Source organism: Streptomyces sp. NPDC002156 (assembly GCF_053593675.1).
Genome location: NZ_JBSFDA010000010.1, coordinates 46,415 through 63,516, shown reverse-complemented (window position 1 = coordinate 63,516; position 17,102 = coordinate 46,415). Strand labels below are relative to the sequence as shown.

13 protein-coding genes are annotated in these 17,102 nt (G+C 67.9%); 8 read left to right on the top strand and 5 right to left on the bottom strand.

Annotated features, from left to right (window positions below):
* Positions 1-14 precede the first annotated feature (14 nt).
* Together ACWCRB_RS07275 and ACWCRB_RS07270 are read left to right on the top strand one after the other, a co-directional pair.
* The gene (locus tag ACWCRB_RS07275) at positions 15-1,580 is read left to right on the top strand and encodes an AAA family ATPase (RefSeq protein WP_450995086.1); all 1,566 of its coding nucleotides are present in this window, start codon (positions 15-17) and stop codon (positions 1,578-1,580) included.
* A gap of 98 nt (positions 1,581-1,678) precedes the next feature.
* Entirely contained in the window at positions 1,679-2,203 is a 525-nt protein-coding gene (locus ACWCRB_RS07270; protein WP_450995085.1) for a hypothetical protein, read from the top strand.
* Positions 2,204-2,266: 63 nt separating this feature from the next.
* Here ACWCRB_RS07270 and ACWCRB_RS07265 read toward each other — a convergent pair whose 3' ends face one another.
* Entirely contained in the window at positions 2,267-3,619 is a 1,353-nt protein-coding gene (locus tag ACWCRB_RS07265) for a M14 family metallopeptidase (RefSeq protein WP_450995084.1), read from the bottom strand.
* A gap of 378 nt (positions 3,620-3,997) precedes the next feature.
* Between ACWCRB_RS07265 and ACWCRB_RS07260 the strand changes: the two genes are divergently transcribed.
* The 3 genes from ACWCRB_RS07260 to ACWCRB_RS07250 all read left to right on the top strand — a co-directional run bounded on the left by ACWCRB_RS07260 (position 3,998) and on the right by ACWCRB_RS07250 (position 8,570).
* Entirely contained in the window at positions 3,998-6,481 is a 2,484-nt protein-coding gene (locus tag ACWCRB_RS07260) for an ATP-binding protein (protein WP_450995083.1), read from the top strand.
* 94 nt (positions 6,482-6,575) lie between these two features.
* On the top strand, positions 6,576-7,121 hold the full coding sequence (locus tag ACWCRB_RS07255) for an ATP-binding protein (protein ID WP_450995082.1): 546 nt from the start codon (positions 6,576-6,578) through the stop codon (positions 7,119-7,121).
* Positions 7,122-7,226: 105 nt separating this feature from the next.
* Entirely contained in the window at positions 7,227-8,570 is a 1,344-nt protein-coding gene (locus ACWCRB_RS07250) for an Nramp family divalent metal transporter (RefSeq protein WP_450995081.1), read from the top strand.
* Here the strand turns inward: ACWCRB_RS07250 and ACWCRB_RS07245 are convergent.
* From ACWCRB_RS07245 to ACWCRB_RS07230, 4 genes are all read right to left on the bottom strand, one after another.
* A complete protein-coding gene (locus ACWCRB_RS07245; RefSeq protein ID WP_450995080.1) occupies positions 8,567-9,874 on the bottom strand; it encodes a hypothetical protein in 1,308 nt (435 codons plus the stop codon). The two genes, ACWCRB_RS07250 and ACWCRB_RS07245, sit on opposite strands and share 4 nt — an antisense overlap.
* A gap of 65 nt (positions 9,875-9,939) precedes the next feature.
* Positions 9,940-10,452 carry a SigE family RNA polymerase sigma factor gene (locus tag ACWCRB_RS07240; RefSeq protein ID WP_405535564.1) on the bottom strand — a complete coding sequence of 171 codons (513 nt, stop codon included), beginning with the start codon at positions 10,450-10,452 and terminating at the stop codon, positions 9,940-9,942.
* Positions 10,453-10,563: 111 nt separating this feature from the next.
* Positions 10,564-10,767, bottom strand: a complete 204-nt coding sequence (locus tag ACWCRB_RS07235) for a hypothetical protein (protein WP_450995130.1) — start codon at positions 10,765-10,767, stop codon at positions 10,564-10,566.
* Positions 10,755-11,417 (bottom strand): hypothetical protein, encoded by a 663-nt coding sequence (locus ACWCRB_RS07230; RefSeq protein WP_450995079.1) that lies wholly within the window; start codon positions 11,415-11,417, stop codon positions 10,755-10,757. Before ACWCRB_RS07230 ends, ACWCRB_RS07235 begins: the two co-directional genes overlap by 13 nt.
* 216 nt (positions 11,418-11,633) lie before the next feature.
* On the opposite strand from ACWCRB_RS07230, the gene ACWCRB_RS07225 reads away from it, so the two are divergent.
* From ACWCRB_RS07225 to ACWCRB_RS07215, 3 genes are read left to right on the top strand one after another with little or no spacing between them, the layout of a single operon-like run.
* Complete coding sequence (locus ACWCRB_RS07225; protein WP_450995078.1) at positions 11,634-16,169, top strand: DUF6531 domain-containing protein; 4,536 nt, start codon at positions 11,634-11,636, stop codon at positions 16,167-16,169.
* Positions 16,159-16,659 carry an Imm50 family immunity protein gene (locus ACWCRB_RS07220; RefSeq protein WP_450995077.1) on the top strand — a complete coding sequence of 167 codons (501 nt, stop codon included), beginning with the start codon at positions 16,159-16,161 and terminating at the stop codon, positions 16,657-16,659. Before ACWCRB_RS07225 ends, ACWCRB_RS07220 begins: the two co-directional genes overlap by 11 nt.
* The gene (locus tag ACWCRB_RS07215) at positions 16,649-17,062 is read left to right on the top strand and encodes an Imm50 family immunity protein (protein WP_450995076.1); all 414 of its coding nucleotides are present in this window, start codon (positions 16,649-16,651) and stop codon (positions 17,060-17,062) included. Before ACWCRB_RS07220 ends, ACWCRB_RS07215 begins: the two co-directional genes overlap by 11 nt.
* Positions 17,063-17,102: the final 40 nt, after the last annotated feature.

Sequence of the window (17,102 nt, the reverse complement as noted above, 5' to 3'; positions counted from 1 at the left end):
AACCAAAGGCCCGCATGTCGAACTACACGGAAAGCCTCGACCACCTAGACAGCTACATCTCCGCCCGTGTCCCAGTAATCGGCATGCGGACCATCGAACAACAACGAGCCCTACGCCTCCTCCGAGACGCAGCCCTACAACCCCGCCGCAGCAGCATGCCCTTCTGGATCTACACCAGGGCAACAGGCCTCAGAGACCTCCGCACCAACACCCCCGTACAAGACGACCGCTCCCTCACGGGAGCCATGGACTTCGCCGCAACTCAGTTCAGCGGCAGAGCCAACGCCACCGTCATCCTGGTCGACCCCGACCACCTGGAGGACGACACCCCGGTCACCCGCCACATCGCCGAACTCGCCCGCCTCGCCGACAACAACAGCGGCAGCATCGTCCTGGTCACCGACGCCCCGATCTGGAGCGGCCTGCAGCGGCTCGGCATGAGCCTGCACCTGGACCTCCCGGACACCGACGAGATGTACGGCACCCTCGCCGGCTTCCTCAGTGACCACAACGGCGTCATCCCCATCGAGTGGGACGAGGACGACGCCCGCCGCGCCGCCGAGTTCCTCAGCGGGGTCACCGAGGCCGAGTGCATCAACCTGATGGCGACCATCGCGGCGAAGGGCTCGATCCAGAAGGCGGACGTCCTCGGCCTCGCCCAGGCCAAGGACCGCATCTTCAGCAACCTCACCGGACTCGAACGTGTCCAGCTCAGGGAGGGCGACTACACGGTCGGCGGCCTGAGCAGTCTGCGCGAGTGGCTGAAGCGCAAGCACGACATGATGCACGCCGACCTGCGGGACACCGCGCTGCGGCCCCCGAGGGGCGTGCTGCTGGTCGGCGTACCCGGCTGTGGGAAGTCGCTCTCCGCGAAGGCCATCGCGCACGAGTGGCAGCTCCCGCTCTACCGGCTCGACATGGCGAGCATCCACGGCAAGTACCTGGGCGAGTCCGAGGGCCGGTTCCGGGAGGCGCTGGCGATGGCGGACCGGGTGGCGCCCTGCATCCTGTGGATCGACGAGATCGAGAAGGGTCTCGCGGGCAAGGACGACATGTCCGGGGTGCCGCAGCGGATCATCGGGCAGTTCCTGTTCTGGCTCCAGGAGTCGCGGTCGCGGGCGTTCGTCGTGGCCACCGCCAACGACGTGCGCAGTCTGCCGCCCGAGCTGCTGCGCAAGGGCCGGTTCGACGAGCTGTTCTTCGTGGACCTGCCCGACAGCCAGGACCGCAAGGAGATCATCGAGATGTACTACCGCCGCTACCTCAAGATGGACCCGGGTCCCGAGCAGGTGGACCGGCTTGTGGACCTCTCCGAGGGCTTCGCGGGCTCCGACATCGAGTCCACGCTGCACGACGTGGGCGAGGAGGCGTTCCGTACGGGCGGTGCGGACCGGCTGAAGCCGTCGTTCCTGCTGGACACCTTCGCCAACACGGTCCCGCTGAGCAGGGTGAACCCCGAGCAGATCGAGGAGATCAGGGCCTGGGGCCGGGAGCGCGCGGTACCGGCGGGCCGCTCGGCGACGACCACGGCGGCGGGCGCGGCGGCACCGAGGCGGAAGATCGTCTTCATGGACGAGTGAGGGACGAATGACGCGACGAGTGATCTCTCCTGGTCTTCTTCGGATCTCTCAGGCCCCTGCTGTCCCATGACACAGCAATGTCCGCCATACTTTCGACTGTGGAGCAGCGCATAGGTTCGAGCAGCAAGCCCCTGGAAACCGCCGCGGTCGACCCGGCGGCCATCCCCGGGCTCACTTCACCCGTGCCGGCTGAGCCGGAGGACGGGACCCCGGACCCGGTGGAGGAGGCGGTAGCGGAGACGGAAGCCCCCGAGACCTCTGAAACTTCTGAGGCAGAGACCGAGGCAGAGGCCGAGGTCGAGACCCCTGAGGCCGAGACGGAGACCCCCGAGGTCGAGGGCCCCGTCTTTGAGGCGTCCGACCGCCGGGCGAAGATCATCGCCGATCACAGCGGCGTACGCCTCTCCCTGGACGACCAGGAGTGCGAGTTCCGCTGGGACGAGATCGGCGCCGTCGAGACGGAGACGTCCCGCTTCGGCAAGCGGTTCACGGTGACGGTCCACACCCCGGACCGCCGCTGGTACCCGGTGGAGATCGAAGCGAAGGCGAAGTCCCAGCACCAGGAGTGGGAAACGGAGCTGGACGCGGTCCTGGACACCTACTTCGAGGAAAGCGCCCCATAGGGGCGCGGGGAACTGCGCGACCAGCCACAACGGACCCGCAGTTCCCCACTACCTCAGAAGCCTCTAGCAGTACTGCGCCTGCTTACCGATGGACCGGTACATGCAGTCCGAGTTCTCCAGCAACTGCAACACCGCATCCCGGTTACGCGCGGTCTCCCGGTCGATCACCTCATCGGGCGGATAGAACCCCCCACCCGAGCTGGACGACGGATACATCTCGAAGGTGTACGCGAAGATCTTCTGACTGCCCCAGAGGTAGTCGTCGATCGACCCGTCCGTGATGTACAGGTCGCTCGCCTGCTCCGCCGTGTACCCGTTGCTCGCGGCCATCTTCCCGCCGACCGTCGCGAACGCGTCCCGGTCGTCCTGGGTCATGCCCGTCGTGGTGTTGGCGGTCGTGTACCCGAAGGGCCACAGCACCAGCTCGCTGTACGTGTGGAAGTCGATGCCCGTCTTGATCTGCTGGACGCCGCCGACGACCCGGCTGCGGACGAAGTTGGCGACCACCTTGACCTCGGGGGCGGACTCGGGGGCCGTACCCCGGTAGGTCTCCGAGGACGTCGAGCCGGAGGAGCCGCCACAGCAGCCCCACTGGTAGTTCCAGTTGCGGTTCATGTCCGTACCGACGTACGACGAACCGGAGTTGGGCTGCCGGTTCTTGCGCCACGAGCGGTACGAGCCGGTCGCGATGTCGTACTCGCCGCCGTCCGGGTTGAGGTCCGGCACGATCCAGATCTCACGGGAGTCGAGCATGGCCTTGACCCGGGAGTCGGTGGCGTAGGTGGACGTCAGGTTGCGCAGCAGGTAGAGCGCCATCTCGACCGTGAGGTGCTCACGGGCGTGCTGGTGGTGCGTGAACAGCACCTCCGGCTCGGCCTCGTCGGTGCCGACGTTGTCGCTGAGCTTGATGGCGACGATGTTCCGGCCCGAGTACGACGTACCGATGACCCGCTGGCTGGCGATGGAGGAGTTGGCCGAGACGAGGGAGTTGATCTCCGTCGTCATCTCCGCGTAGTTGTGATAGCGGGAGTCGGCCGTGGGGAAGTCGAGCAGCCGTACGTCGTCGGCGCTGCTGGAGCGGTCGGGGACCTGGCCCAGCGGCGTGATGTCGTAGCCCTGGGCGCGCAGCTTCTGGATCTGGTCCGCGCGGCCGGAGACGGTGACGCCGTGGCCGTCGGTGTCGTCGATCGACACGCCCGCCTGCTGGAGCTTGGTGCGGTCCTCGACGGTCGAGTGCATGTGGATCTCGTACTGGCGGACGTCGTCCGCCGAGGCCGCCGGGCGCTTGGCGCTGGTGGCGGTGGCGTCGGGTGTCGTGGAGGTGACGCCGAGGGCGAGAGCGAGGGACAGCAGGCCGACGACGGCGGCGGATCGCCTGCCGGCGCGGGCGCCTGAGCCTCGTATACGAAGTCGCATGAAGTCTCCTGATTTCTCCGGGAGTTCCGGGATCTCCGGAAGCTGGGAGTGGAGCGGGGGGTGGTTCTTCGGTGCGACGGACTGGTGCGGGTGTGGCGCTCATGGTGCGGCTATGGCATGAGCAGGTCAAGAGTGCCTAAAGGGCGATGGCGCGAACCGGCTGGCCGTACGGGCCGGAAACGGCCGCTCGTACGAGGGTGACGCGGAGGATACGCGCCCTCGCCCCGCCCGTCGCGGCTCCTCGGTAAGTGCACACGTGTGTGTGACCGCGTGTGTGTATCTGCGGGGGCCTGTTGGAAGGTACTGATCATGGGCGGATCAGCGCCACGAACGGACTGCCGATCACCGGCCGAAGGCCGATCACCGGCCGCATCACCAGTGTCCGAGACCACGAGCTTCGTCGACCGCCGCGACGAACAGGCCCAGGTCCGGGCGCTGTTGGCCAGGGCCCGGCTGGTCACGCTGACCGGCCCGGGGGGCGTCGGCAAGACGCGCCTCGCCGCCCGTGTCGCGACCCGCGTTGCCCGCGCCTTCCCGGACGGCGTCCGCTTCGTGCACCTCGCCGACCTCGACGACCTCGACGACCCCGGCCTGGTGGCGAGGGCCGCCGCCACCGCACTCGACCTGTACGGCGACCACGCCACGCCCCGCCGACCGGAGACCCCGGACGCCCTCGCCGACCGGCTGAGCGCCCGCCGCCTCCTCCTGGTCCTCGACAACTGCGAGCACCTGCACCGGGCCTGCGCCGAACTCGCCGGCGCACTCCTGCACCGCACCACCGGCGTACGTGTCCTCGCCACCAGCCGGCACCGACTGGGCCTGACGGAGGAACACCTGCTGGACGTACGCCCGTTGCCGCTCCCGGACCCGGACGGCGACCTCTCCGCGACCCACCGCCACCCGGCCCTCGCCCTCTTCGCCGACCGGGCCGCCGCCGCACTCCCGGGCTTCACCCTCACCCCCGCCAACCGCACGGCGGTGGCCCGCCTCTGCCACCGCCTCGACGGCCTCCCCCTGGCCATCGAACTGGCGGCGGCCCGTATGGGCGAACTGGGCGACGAGGACATCGCGGGGCTACAGACCCGCATCGACGACGAGCAAGCCAGTCGTTGTGGGGACCGCCACAGCACCTTGCGCGCGACGATCGACCGGAGCCACCAACTGTGCACGGCGGATGAGCGGTTGGTGTGGGCGCGGGTGTCGGTGCTGCCCGGGGACTTCGACCTGGAGACGGCCGAGGCCGTGTGCGGGGAGGGTGCCGCCGACGTCCTGGAAGCGGTGACCGGGCTGGTCGGCAAGTCCGTACTGAGCCGGGAGACGGACCCGGACGGCGGCGTACGGTACCGGCTGCTCGACACCCTCCGGCAGTACGGCCTCGACCGGCTGAGGCAGCGCCCCGGAGCGGAACGGGCCGCCCGACGCAGACACCGCGACTGGACCCGGACCCGCGCGACGGCCTACGAACAGGCCTGGTTCGGCCCCGGCCAGCGGCAGTCGGCCACCCGCCTCCGCGCCGACCACGCCAACCTCCGCGCTGCACTGGACTTCAGCCTCGGCAGCTCCGGCAGCTCCGGAGGCCCCAGAGCGGAGGTCAGGACCGGCGGAGGGGTCCCCGACGACCGTCCCGCCAGCCTCCGCGTCAACCTCCCTGCCGCGTCGGACTTCAGCCCCGGACGACCCGGACGCCTCGCAAGCCCCGGAAGCCCCGATACGGAGATCAGGGCGCGCGGGGGAGCCCCCGACGACCCCCAGGCCGGCCTCCGTCTCGCCGCCACCCTCTGGTTCCACTGGTACGCGTCCGGCGTACCCGGCGAAGGCCGGTACTGGCTCGACCGCGCCCTCGAAGCGAACCCCGAACCGAGCCGTGAACGGGCCCGCGCGCTGTGGGCCTCGGGACTGCTCGGGCTGCTCACCGGCTCGCCCGAGGAACTCGCCCGGGGCCGGCGGCAGGCCGAGGAGGCGCGCGCCCTCGCCCGCCGCCTCGGTGACGCTGCCGAGGCCGCGCACGCCGGGTACGTCGTGGGGGTCGGTCTGCTGCTCGGCGGTGAACCGGCCGCCGCCCTGCGGCACTTCGAGGACGCCGTGGCGCGCGGACCCGTACCCGGCGGTCATGCAGCCCTCGCCGGGCTCGAACGCGTCCAACTCGCCTGTGCACTCGCCTCGTTGGGCGAGGCGGACCGGGCCGTCGCCCTCTGTGAGAACGTCCTGCGGGTGTGCGGGGAGTACGGCGAGCAATGGGTGCGCTCGTACGCCCTGCGCGCGCTCGCCCTCGCCCACACCGTCCGCGAGGACCCGCACCGCGCCGAACCGCCCGCCCGCGAGGCCCTGCGCATCGCGCACACCCTGCACGACACCCTCGGCATCGCCCCCGCCCTCGACCTGCTCGCCCTGATCGCGACCGCCCACCACCACGCCCACGAACACGCCGCCGTCCTGCTCGGCGCCGCCGACCGCCTACGGTCCACCCCGTCCGACCCCGTACGGCAGGACGCCGAGACCGGGGCGCGCGAGGGCCTCGGACGACGGGCGTACGAGCGGGCGTACCGGCGAGGCGCGGGCTTCGGCCTCGCCGGGATCGTCAAGTACGCGCTGCGGGAGGAGGATTCGGGGGACAGAAACGGGAACGGGAGACCCGGACCACCCTCCGACACCCACGGCTCGGGCGATCGAGGGACGCGTCTCACCCGCCGCGAGACCGAGGTCGCCGCGCTCGTCGCCGAGGGCCTCGCCAACCAGCAGATCGCCGACCGGCTGGTGATCGCCCGCCGTACCGCCGAGGGCCACGTGGAACGCATCCTCGGCAAACTGGGCCTCAGCAACCGCACCCAGATCGCGGCCTGGGTGACGACAACGCGTCGCTGACGACGCCATCGCTGACGATGTGTGCGTGCAAGGGGTCGGAAAACAGGTATTTCTACCCGCGCGCGGGAGCGCCCGTGGAGGCGATCCTGAAGGCATGCTGCAACTCTCCGGGGGCTCCGGGGGACACGTCCCGGATCCCGTCCCTCGGTATGGCTCGTACCCCCAACCCCCGCTGGGGGCAGGCCATCTGAGCGTCGAGTACGACCCGCGCCCCACCGCGGCCCGCGAGGCCCGGGCGGAGGTGCGCAGGCAGTTGGAGGAGTGGGGTCTCACCGATCCGGACGACCTGGCGAACAAGGACGACCCGAAGGGCCGGGATGCTCCGAAAGGCCGGGACGAACTCCTCGACGTCGCGGAACTGCTCGTCAGCGAACTGGTCACCAACGCCGTGCTGCACGCCGCGAGCCGGTTCCGGCTCACCCTGACGGCCGCACACGGCATCCTGCGCTGCGAGGTCACCGACACCGGCCGCCGTACTCCGCGGGTACGGCACGCGGGCGCCGCGGAGAGCGGCCGGGGGATGTTCCTGGTGGACGCGCTCGCGAGGCGCTGGGGCTGCCACCAGGAAGGGCCGGGCAAGACCGTGTGGTTCGAGCTCGGCACCTGCGGGTCCGACGGCTGTGGTCGGCGACAGCCGTAGCGTCCCGCGGGTCCCAGTTCCGGACGCCGGATGCCCTGGCTGTCCACCCTCCGGCTCCGGAACGCCCTCTTGTGCGACCAGCCCCTTTGCGCTTTCTTGACGTACATGGCGGACACCACAGGAAACTCTGGAAACACCACGGAAGCAGGGACCGCGGGCGTCGCCCCAGGCGCCGATTCCACTCCGCACAAGTCCAGTTGGAAGTACATCGGCCCGGGAATCGTGGTCGCCGCGACGGGCGTCGGCGCCGGCGACCTGGTGGCGACGCTCATCGCGGGCAGCAACTTCGGCTACACGCTCCTGTGGGCCGCCGTACTCGGCTGTCTGGTGAAGATCTCCCTCGCCGAGGCGGCGGGCCGCTGGCATCTCTCCACCGGCCGCACCCTCTTCGACGGCTGGGCGAGCCTCGGCCGCTGGACGACGTACTTCTTCGTCGCGTACGTCGTGGTCTGGGGCTTCGTGTACGGCGCGGCGGCGATGTCGTCGAGCGCGCTGCCGCTGCAGGCGCTGTTCCCGGACGTCATGGACCTCAAGTGGTGGGCGATCGCCTGCGGGTTGTCGGGTCTCGTCTTCGTCTGGTTCAACAAGTACGAGGTCTTCGAGAAGGTCATGACGGTGCTGGTGGGCGTGATGTTCGTCGTCACGGTCTACCTGGCGATCCGGGTCACCCCGAACCTCGGGGACGCGTTCGCGGGCCTGCTGCCCGTGCTCCCGGACGAGAAGGACTCGATCCTCAACACACTGGGCCTGATCGGCGGCGTCGGCGGCACCATCACCCTTGCGGCGTACGGCTATTGGGTCAACGCGAAGGGCTGGACGAACACGGGCTGGATGAAGGTGATGCGCTTCGACAACAGGGTCGCGTACGCGACGACGGGCATCTTCGTGGTCTCGATGCTGTTCGTGGGAGCGGAGTTGCTGCATTCCGCGAACGTGTCGATCGCGAGCGGCGACAAGGGCCTGATCCAGCTGAGCGACATCCTGGAGGACAAGTACGGCACGGCGACCGCCAAGTTCTTCCTGATCGGCTTCTTCGCCACCTCCTACACGTCGCTGATCGGCGTCTGGCACGGCGTGAGCCTGATGTTCGCGGACTTCGTCGAACGCTTCAGGCGCGGGACAGGAGGGACGACGGGCGAGGAGGTCGCCTCGGGCGCACGCGAACGGTCGTGGCCGTTCCGCGCGTACCTGCTGTGGCTGACCTTCCCGCCCATCGTCCTGCTCTTCCAGGGCCAGCCCTTCCGGCTGATCATCCTGTACGGCGTCCTGGGCGCCGCCTTCCTCCCCTTCCTGGCCGGCACCCTGCTGGTCCTGCTCAACTCCTCCCGCACGCCCGCCGAATGGCGCAACCGGCTGCTCAGCAACACGATGCTGGTGGTCGCGGGCCTGCTGTTCCTGGTGCTGTGCGTGAAGCAGATCTGGGACCAGCCGTGGTCTGAGTTCTTCTAACCCTGGGTCGTTTCGGAGTCGGTGGTCGGCACCAGCTCGCGCCACTTCGGGCTGGTGGCGATCGCCTTGAGCTGATCGAGGGTCAGGGCGGGAGTGGCACGGGTCGGACCGGTGCTCTGGCTGCCGGAGTTGAAGGCCATGACGACCACCCGCATACCGTCGGTCCTGATGGTGTCGGCGGTCCGCATGATCAGCCCCAGCCCCTTGTCGTCGCCGTTGCCCTCCTTGACGACGACCTTGGTCCCGTCGGGCAGGGTCTCGGGGTTCCTGTCGGGGCCGAAGAGCTGGTCCTCGACGTCCTTCATGTTGGGCTGCACATTGACCTGGACGAAGCTCTTGCCCTTGCCGTCGTCGACGACGACGTACCCGTACTCGGTCTCCTGGCCGCCCGTGGAGACCACATCGAGGCCGGAGGGCAGCAGACCGGTGAGCGTCGACACGACGGATCCGCCCTCGACCGACGGGGACGAGGTCGGAGTCGGCGAGGTCCCGACCTCGGTCGACTCAGGGATGGCGTCGATGACACGGACCCAGGCCGGATCGGTGACGAGGGTCTTCAACTGCGCGCTGCCCAGCGGAGGTTCGGCCCGGCTGATGGGCGCGTCCTTCTCGGCGGCGGCGTTCCACTCCATCACCGCCACATGCTCCCCGTCGGGCGTGACGAGGTCGGCCGTCCACAGCTTCGTGTCCACGCGGCGGTCCGGATACTCGTACCCCTTGAGGATCCTGAGCACCGCGCCACCGGACAGCGTGCTCGACACACAGTCGTCGTACGGGGTCAGCGTCCTGTCCGGGCACTCGGTCGTCTCCCGGGCCCGCACGCTCCCCGGCTCGACCCGACCGAGGCTGATGGAGAGAGCGGCGGCGCCCTTCCCGTCGTCGTACACGGCATAGGCGTACGGCCCGGTCCTGGCGTCGGTGCCACGAGCCGACTCGTCGCTGAACTGGCCTCCGTCGGGGAGCAACCCCTTAAAGGTGCTGAGGAGTTGGGCACCGGAGACGGGAGATGGCGTGGCGGTACCCACGGCATCACCGGGTCCGACGGTAGTCCCGCCGGCCCCCACGGCGCGCTGCCCGGTCCCGTCACCTCCCCAGGGCGCGACCAGGGCGCCGCCCACCCCCACCAGCGCGATCGCGAGGGCACCGCTGACGACAGCGGTCCGGCGGCGCGTACGGAGCCTGCGCCCCCGGCTCTCGCCGCCGGCGACGAGGGCGGCACGATCGACGTCGAAGGCGCCACCGGCGGTGCGCAGGGCGGAGCCGAGTCGCTCCTCGAACTGGTCGTCTCGTTGTTCAACGGGCATGGCGAACCACCACTTCTGCTGTGTAGGGAATGTGTACCGGAGTACCGGAGGGGAGGGAGGACGAGTCAGCGGGCCGCGTACTCGCCGAGTTCCTCGCCGAGAAGGGCACGCAGCCGGGCGAGGGCACGGACACAACGGGTGCGTACGGCGGCCGAGCTGACGTTCATCGCGCCCGCGGTCTCCTCGATCGAACGGTCCTCCCAGTAGCGCAGGACGACCACCGCCCGGTCCTTGGGCGGGAGTTGGGCGAGCGCCTCGACAAGCGTGAGCCGCATGGTCACATCGCCCCCGGCGGAGGGAGCGGGGACCTCGGGCAGCACGTCGGTGGCCCGCTCGGTACTGCTGCGCCGCCGCTGATGCGCGAGGAAGGTACGGGTGAGCACCGTCTGCGCGTACCCCGCCGGGTTGCTGGCGCGGGAGACGCGCCCCCAGTTGACGTACAGCCGCCCGAGCGTCTCCTGCACGAGGTCCTCCGCGAGATACGTGTCCCCGGCGGTGAGCAGACACGCGGAGCGGTACAGATACCCCGCCCGCGCCACCGCGAACTCCGCGTACTCGTCCGCGCGGACCTTTCTCATACGTTCCCCCTGTGCTTCCTGCGGTGCGCTGACGTCGTGCGCGTGTGGACTGTCCTCACCTCATTGATGCGGTGGACACGGGGAAATGTTTCAGAGGTGGGGGTGCTGGTTTCACAGGAGGTGGTCGGCTTTCCCCGCCTTGATGTCGCGGATGAGTGTGCGGAGCGCTTCGCGGGTGTCGGTGAGGTAGGTGTCCTCGCCGCCGGCGACGGCTATGTAGGCGTTGCCGGCGAAGGCGGGTGCGCTGCTCAACAGAACCGAACTGACCGCTATCGACGCGATCAGCGCACGCGATCCCGTTCTCAGGGCTGGCACTTGTCGCTCCCCCTCTGCGAATCGATCTTCTCGATGACCCAGACACCCTTGCTGTTCTTCAATAGCTGGGTGCTGTAGAGGACGTAGCTCTTCTTCGTGGCCGGGGTCTTGTTGATCTTCTTCGGGCTCAGGTACATGTCGTACGCCTTGCTCTGGTCCTCGCAGTACACGAGCGAGGCGCTGTTCTTCCCGCTGATGTTGGCGACCGCGTCGTAGTAGCGGTACGTCCCGGTGACCCGAGCCTTGGCGTCGACGTACGCCTGGACGAACGTCTCCGTACCGGCAGCCGCCTCGCCCTCGTAGTAGTAGCGGTAGGCCTTGTCCAGGGCGTCCTGATTCACGATTGCGAGGTCCACGGCCTTGATGGACTGCTCGCTGTCGGAGAGGACAGCGTCCTTGTCCGCGTCGCCGGTCTTGGGCCATTCGAAGGTGTACGTCAGATCGGACGGCAGCTCGATCTTCGGCCGGTCGGCGGAGCCGGCCGAGGCCGAGGCGGACGCTGTCGGCGATGCCGAGGTCTCGCTCCCGGTGTCGGCCCCGGCGATCTTGTCGTTGTCCTTCGACTCGCTGTCGTCGCCGCCACAGGCAGTCAACAACAGGGCCGCGGACGCGACGAGCGCGGCAGCAACGGGCCAAGAGCGGCGCTTCACTTTGGAACCCCCGTGAGACAGATGTGCTGGCAAAGCCCATATGGTATCGGCGGGTTCTCGGACAGCCGTGGCCCGAGGATCTCTGATGTCATGCATCGGGGCGGCCTCTGATCAGCTCACCGACTCTTAGCTCCTTCACCTCGAACTTGCACATCCAGTAAGTTCGCTTATGTGTACGACTGTTGTCGTTGAGGTTCGTGTAACGGGGGTTGCGGGATGGCGGGGTATCGGCCGGCGGATTGGCATGTGCTGGACCTGGACAAGGACCCGACGCCCGGTGACCCGCACCGGGTGCGTCAACTGGCCCGTACGTTGCATGACTTCGCGGACGATGTCGCGGATGCGTTGCGTCTGATCAAGGGGATGGCGTCGGAGAACGAGACGCTGGAGTGGGCGGGCAAGACCGCTGAGGTGTTCCAGGACGAGTTCGCGGATGTGCCGAAGAACCTGAAGAAGCTGAAGAGGTCGTACGACCTGTGCGGCGATGCGCTGGTGGATTACTGGCCGAAGCTGGAGCGGGCGCAGGCGTTGGCGGACAAGGCGCTGGCCAAGGGGCGAGAAGCCCAGGCTGATCTCTCCTCGGCCAAGTCCCGTCTGTCGTCGGCCGATTCGTGGGTGACCCGGGCGTCGAAGGAGTCCGACAAGTACAAGGACGATCCCACCGGCAGCAAGGCGGCGGAGCCGCCGGACGAGGCGAAGGTCCGGGCCGCTACCCGGGATGCCCAGCACGCCAAGTCGGCCCAGAGCACGGCCCAGTCGGACGTCTCCGGTGCCCAGTCCGCCCTTGACGCGGCGAAGAAGATGGCCGAGGACGCGCGGAAGATGCGCGGGGAGGCGGCGGGCGAGGCGAAGCGGAAGATCGACGAGGCCTCGGATGCCGGTATCCAGAACCGGAGTTGGTGGGAGGAGGTCGGCGACTGGTTCGTCGACAACTGGGACAGCATCGTCGCGGTGTGCAAGATCGTTGTCGCTGTGGTCGGGGTCGTGGCGATGATCATCGGGGGGCCGATTCTCGGCGCGATCGTGCTGATCGCGGCGCTGGTGGTGCTCGCGGACACGCTCTACAAATACTCCAAGGGGCAGGCGTCTCTATGGGATGTGGGCTTCGCCGCACTCGACTGCATCCCCGGCATGAAGGGGCTGACCACCCTGGGTGGTCTGGCCAAGGGCATGAAGGTCCTGGGCAAGGGCGGCCTCAAAGGCATGGCTCTGGGCTTGCGCGGTGTGGGCAAGAGCGCCAGGACCGCGTTGGCCGATGGCGCCAAGGGCGCCTACAACCGCCTCAAGAGCAAGATCAAGGGTTGTGGGGATCCGGTCGACGTCGCCACCGGACAGATGTTCCTGGTGGAGCGGGACATTACGCTCCCCGGGACCTTGCCTCTCTCCTTCACCCGACGTGTGGCCTCGGGTTACCGGACCGGCTGGTGGTTCGGCCCCACCTGGGCCTCCACGATCGACCAGCGTCTGGAGATCGACGATCAAGGCGTCGTCTTCGTGACCGAGGACGGCATGCTGTTGACGTATCGGCGTCCTGAGGTTCCGGACGTTCCCGTGCTTCCTGAGGCGGGTCCCCGCTGGCCACTGGTCCTCCTGGACACGGGTGGCTACCGGATCGACAACCCGATCTCCGGCCGTAGCCAGCACTTCGCGACCCCCGAAGGGCGACTGGCCCTGCTGGAGCGCATATCCGACCGGAACGGCAACACGATCGATTTCGACTATGACGCCGACGGCGTTCCGTATGCGATCCGGCACTCCGGCGGCTACCACCTCAAACTGAGTGTGCAGGACGGCCGCGTCACAGCGCTCAGCCTGGCCGACGCGGCCGAGGACGGTTCCGATGTCACGATCAAGCGGTACGGCTACGCGGACGCCAATCTCACCTCGGTCACCAACTCATCCGGTCTGCCCATGCTGTTCACCTACGACGAGCGCTCGCGCGTCACGTCCTGGACCGACACGAACAGCAGCAGATACGAATACACCTACGATGACCGGGACCGCTGTGTGAAACAGGGCGGGGAAGCCGGGTACGCCACCAACTTCTTTGCCTACGAGGGTACGGATCCGGCATGGCCGGGGTGCCGTGTCACGGAGGTCACCACCGGCGAGCGAACCGTGTCGCGCTTCGTCATCAACGACAACTGTCAGGTCGTCGCCGAGATCAACCCGCTGGGCGGCACCTCGCATGCCGTCTATGACGCCAACCACCATCTCCTCTACACGACAGATGAACTCGGTCTGACCACGCGCCTGGTGAACAACGCACTCGGCCAGGCCACTGAGGTGATCGGTCCGGACGATGTCGCTGTCCGCTACAGCTTCAACAACCTGAATCTGCCGATCTCCATGGAACTGTCGGACGGTTCCCGCTGGCTGCGGCAGTACGACCAAGCCGGAAACTGCACGGCCGTCACCGACCCGGCTGGCGTGACCACCCGCTACACGTACAACGAGCGCGGCCATCTCTCCACGGTCATCGACGCGGTGGGTCGCACCATGACCGTGCGCTGCGATCCGGCCGGTCTGCCCGTCGAGAAGGTCAACCCGCTGGGGGCGGCCACCTCTGTCGAGCGCGATGCCTTCGGCCGACCCGCTGAACGAGTCGATCCACTGGGACACGCCACACGGTTCGCATGGACCGTCGAGGGGCTGCCGTCACAACGGATCGCACCGGACGGAGCCGTCGAGTCGTGGACGTACGACGGCGAAGGGAACTGCACGAGCCATACCGATCCGGTCGGCGCTGTCACCGCGTTCGAGTACGCGCACTTCGACCTGGTCGCAGCACGCACCGGGCCTGACGGTGTGCGCCACGAATTCGTCCACGACACGGAACTGCGTCTCGTGCGGGTCATCAACTCCACGGGCCTGAAGTGGAGTTACGCATACGATGCGGCGGGACGCCTTGTCTCCGAAACCGATTTCGACGGCCGGACCCGCACCTACACCCTCGACGCCGGTGGTCGTCTGACCAGCCGTACGAATGCCCTCGGCCAGACAGTGCGCTATGAGCGCGACGCGCTCGGACGGATGGCCCGCAAGGACGCCGAAGGGCAGATCACCACCTTCGACTACGCCGCCTCCGGTCGACTCGTCGGCGCCGTCGGTCCGCGCACCACGCTTTCGATCGAGCTCGACGAGCGTGGCCTGCGCCGGTCCGAAACTGTCAACGGGCTCACGCTCAGCTGCTCGTACGACTCCATGGGGCGTAGGACTCGCCGCGTCACGCCCGCCGGTGCGATCAGCACGTGGAGCTACGACGCGGCGGGCCGCTCGGTGGAACTCACCGCTTCGGGGCGTTCGATCGGCTTCGACCGTGACGAGGCCGGCCGGGAGACCGCGCGCCGCTTCGGTGAGTCGATCGCCATGGCCCACACCTTCGACATGGTGGGCCGGCCCACGACGCAGCAGGTACTCACAGACGAGGGTGTGATCCAGCAACGTGCCTTCACATACCGTCCGGACGGCTCCCTGACCGAGATCGACGACCAGCTGAACGGCGTCCGGCGTTTCGACCTCGATGCCGTCGGCCGCGTCACCGCTGTCCACGCCGACAAGTGGTCCGAGGCCTATGCCTACGACGACGCGGGCAATCAGACCTCGGCCGACTGGCCCACGACCCACCCCGGCCACGAGGCCACCGGGCAACGCACCTACGTCGGCACCAGAATCACCCGTGCCGGAGGTGTCCGCTACGAACACGACGACGCGGGTCGGATCGTGCTGCGGCAGAAGACCCGACTGTCCCGCAAACCCGATACCTGGCACTACACCTGGGACGCTGAGGACCGGCTGACCTCAGTCACCACACCCGACGGCACACTCTGGCGCTACCAGTACGACCCCCTCGGGCGCCGCATCGCCAAGCAACGCCTTGCCGCCGACGGCGAGAGGGTCCTTGAGGAAACCTCGTTCACCTGGGACGGCCACGTTCTCTGCGAGCAGTCCACCACGGCCGAGAGCCGGCCCCACGCGATTGTCCTTACGTGGGACCACGACGGCCGTCGCCCTCTGGCCCAGACGGAACGCGTCACCACTGCGGATTCTCCCCAGAGCGTCATCGACCAGCGGTTCTTCGCCATCGTCACCGACCTCGTCGGAACGCCGAGCGAGCTTGTTGACGAAACCGGCGCCATAGCCTGGCGCACCCGCGCCACTCTCTGGGGCACCACTGCCTGGAACAACGATGCGACGGCCTATACACCGCTCCGTTTCCCAGGTCAGTACCACGATCCCGAAACCGGCCTGCACTACAACTACTTCCGTACCTACGACCCGGAAACGGCCCGCTATCTCACTCCCGACCCCCTCGGTCTGGCACCCGCCCCAAATCCGGTCACCTATGTGCACAATCCGCACACGTGGATGGACCCCCTTGGCCTGGCACCGGCATGCGGAGAGCCAGTCGGACGTACTCTGGAGGAGGCAAAGGCACAGGCTTTGAAGGATGCCGGCATTCCCGAAGGATCCGTACCTCTCGAAGTCAACAATCATGTTCCGGCCACCACACCGGAATGGCAGGGATCAAAGCAGTTGATGGGGGAGGACCACCAGCCCATCTACTACACAGAAGAGGTTTACGAGCACCCCAATGGAGAGGACTTCGTGGTCTTCCAGGATCACTGGTTCGGGCATCAGAAGCCAGGTGAACCCGGTTATCAGGGACCACATGTGCACGTGAGACCCTTCGAGGACACCCGCAACGGGCAGATCCCCGGTGCCGAGGAGCATTATTACTATGACCGTTGAGAGTTTTCTCGTGAATCCGGAAGCACTCAATTCGCTCTACGGCCATGTCCCGGACCTCGATGACGTCCGAATCAGATCGATCAATCTGAACTGGCGCGGCCCCACGGTGACGCTCCGCGTCGACCTGCCCTCCTTTCCCGCCTCGCCACCGCAGGAGTGGACCGACGCGGGTATGGACACGGTGCAGTGCCAACTCCAGTTCCTGGCAGCGGAGAACATCTCCCTCACGGACTGGAGCCCGCCGTCGGTCGGCCGCATCGAGATGTCGCCATGGGGCAGGGAGAGCCGCATGCGAGTAACCGCGGACGGTCGAGAAGAGATGGCGCTCCGATTCGACTGCAGTGAGTCCGTACGCGTCGGCCATGTGAGCGCGTTCCACATCCAGGCCGATGGATCGGACAATGGACCGCATCTCTTCGTGAGCAGGATCGACGCCCGACGGCACACCTTCCTTCCCCCGACCGACGAGAAGACGTTCTATGAGCGCTGACTGGTCACAACTCCTTGCATCGACCGAATACTTGGGGGAGTTGTACGACGGCGCTCCGCCCCCGACCGGCGAGTGCGACCTCTTCTACGTGCACATCGACGAACGGGAGGACTCGGTGACTCTGGGCTTCGACACCAGAGCCTTCCCGGTGAACCCGCCCCCCGAATGGAGGGGACAGGGCAAGGACTTGAACGCCTTCGAGTTCCATCTGCTCTTCACGGGGGTGACCGTTCTCCGGGTCACGGGCTGGGGCGCTTGCGAAGCCAAGGCGATCGATCTGACCGCCCGCGACGGAGGACACTTCGACGTGGCCCTCGGCTCAGAGGCTTCCGGTATCACGTTCCGTGCCGCGGCGGCCCGCCTGACGAGAACGCGCGCCTACCTAGCCTCGAACAACCCCTGACCCTGAAATCCGCCACACGCCGGGTGGTCGTCCACGACAG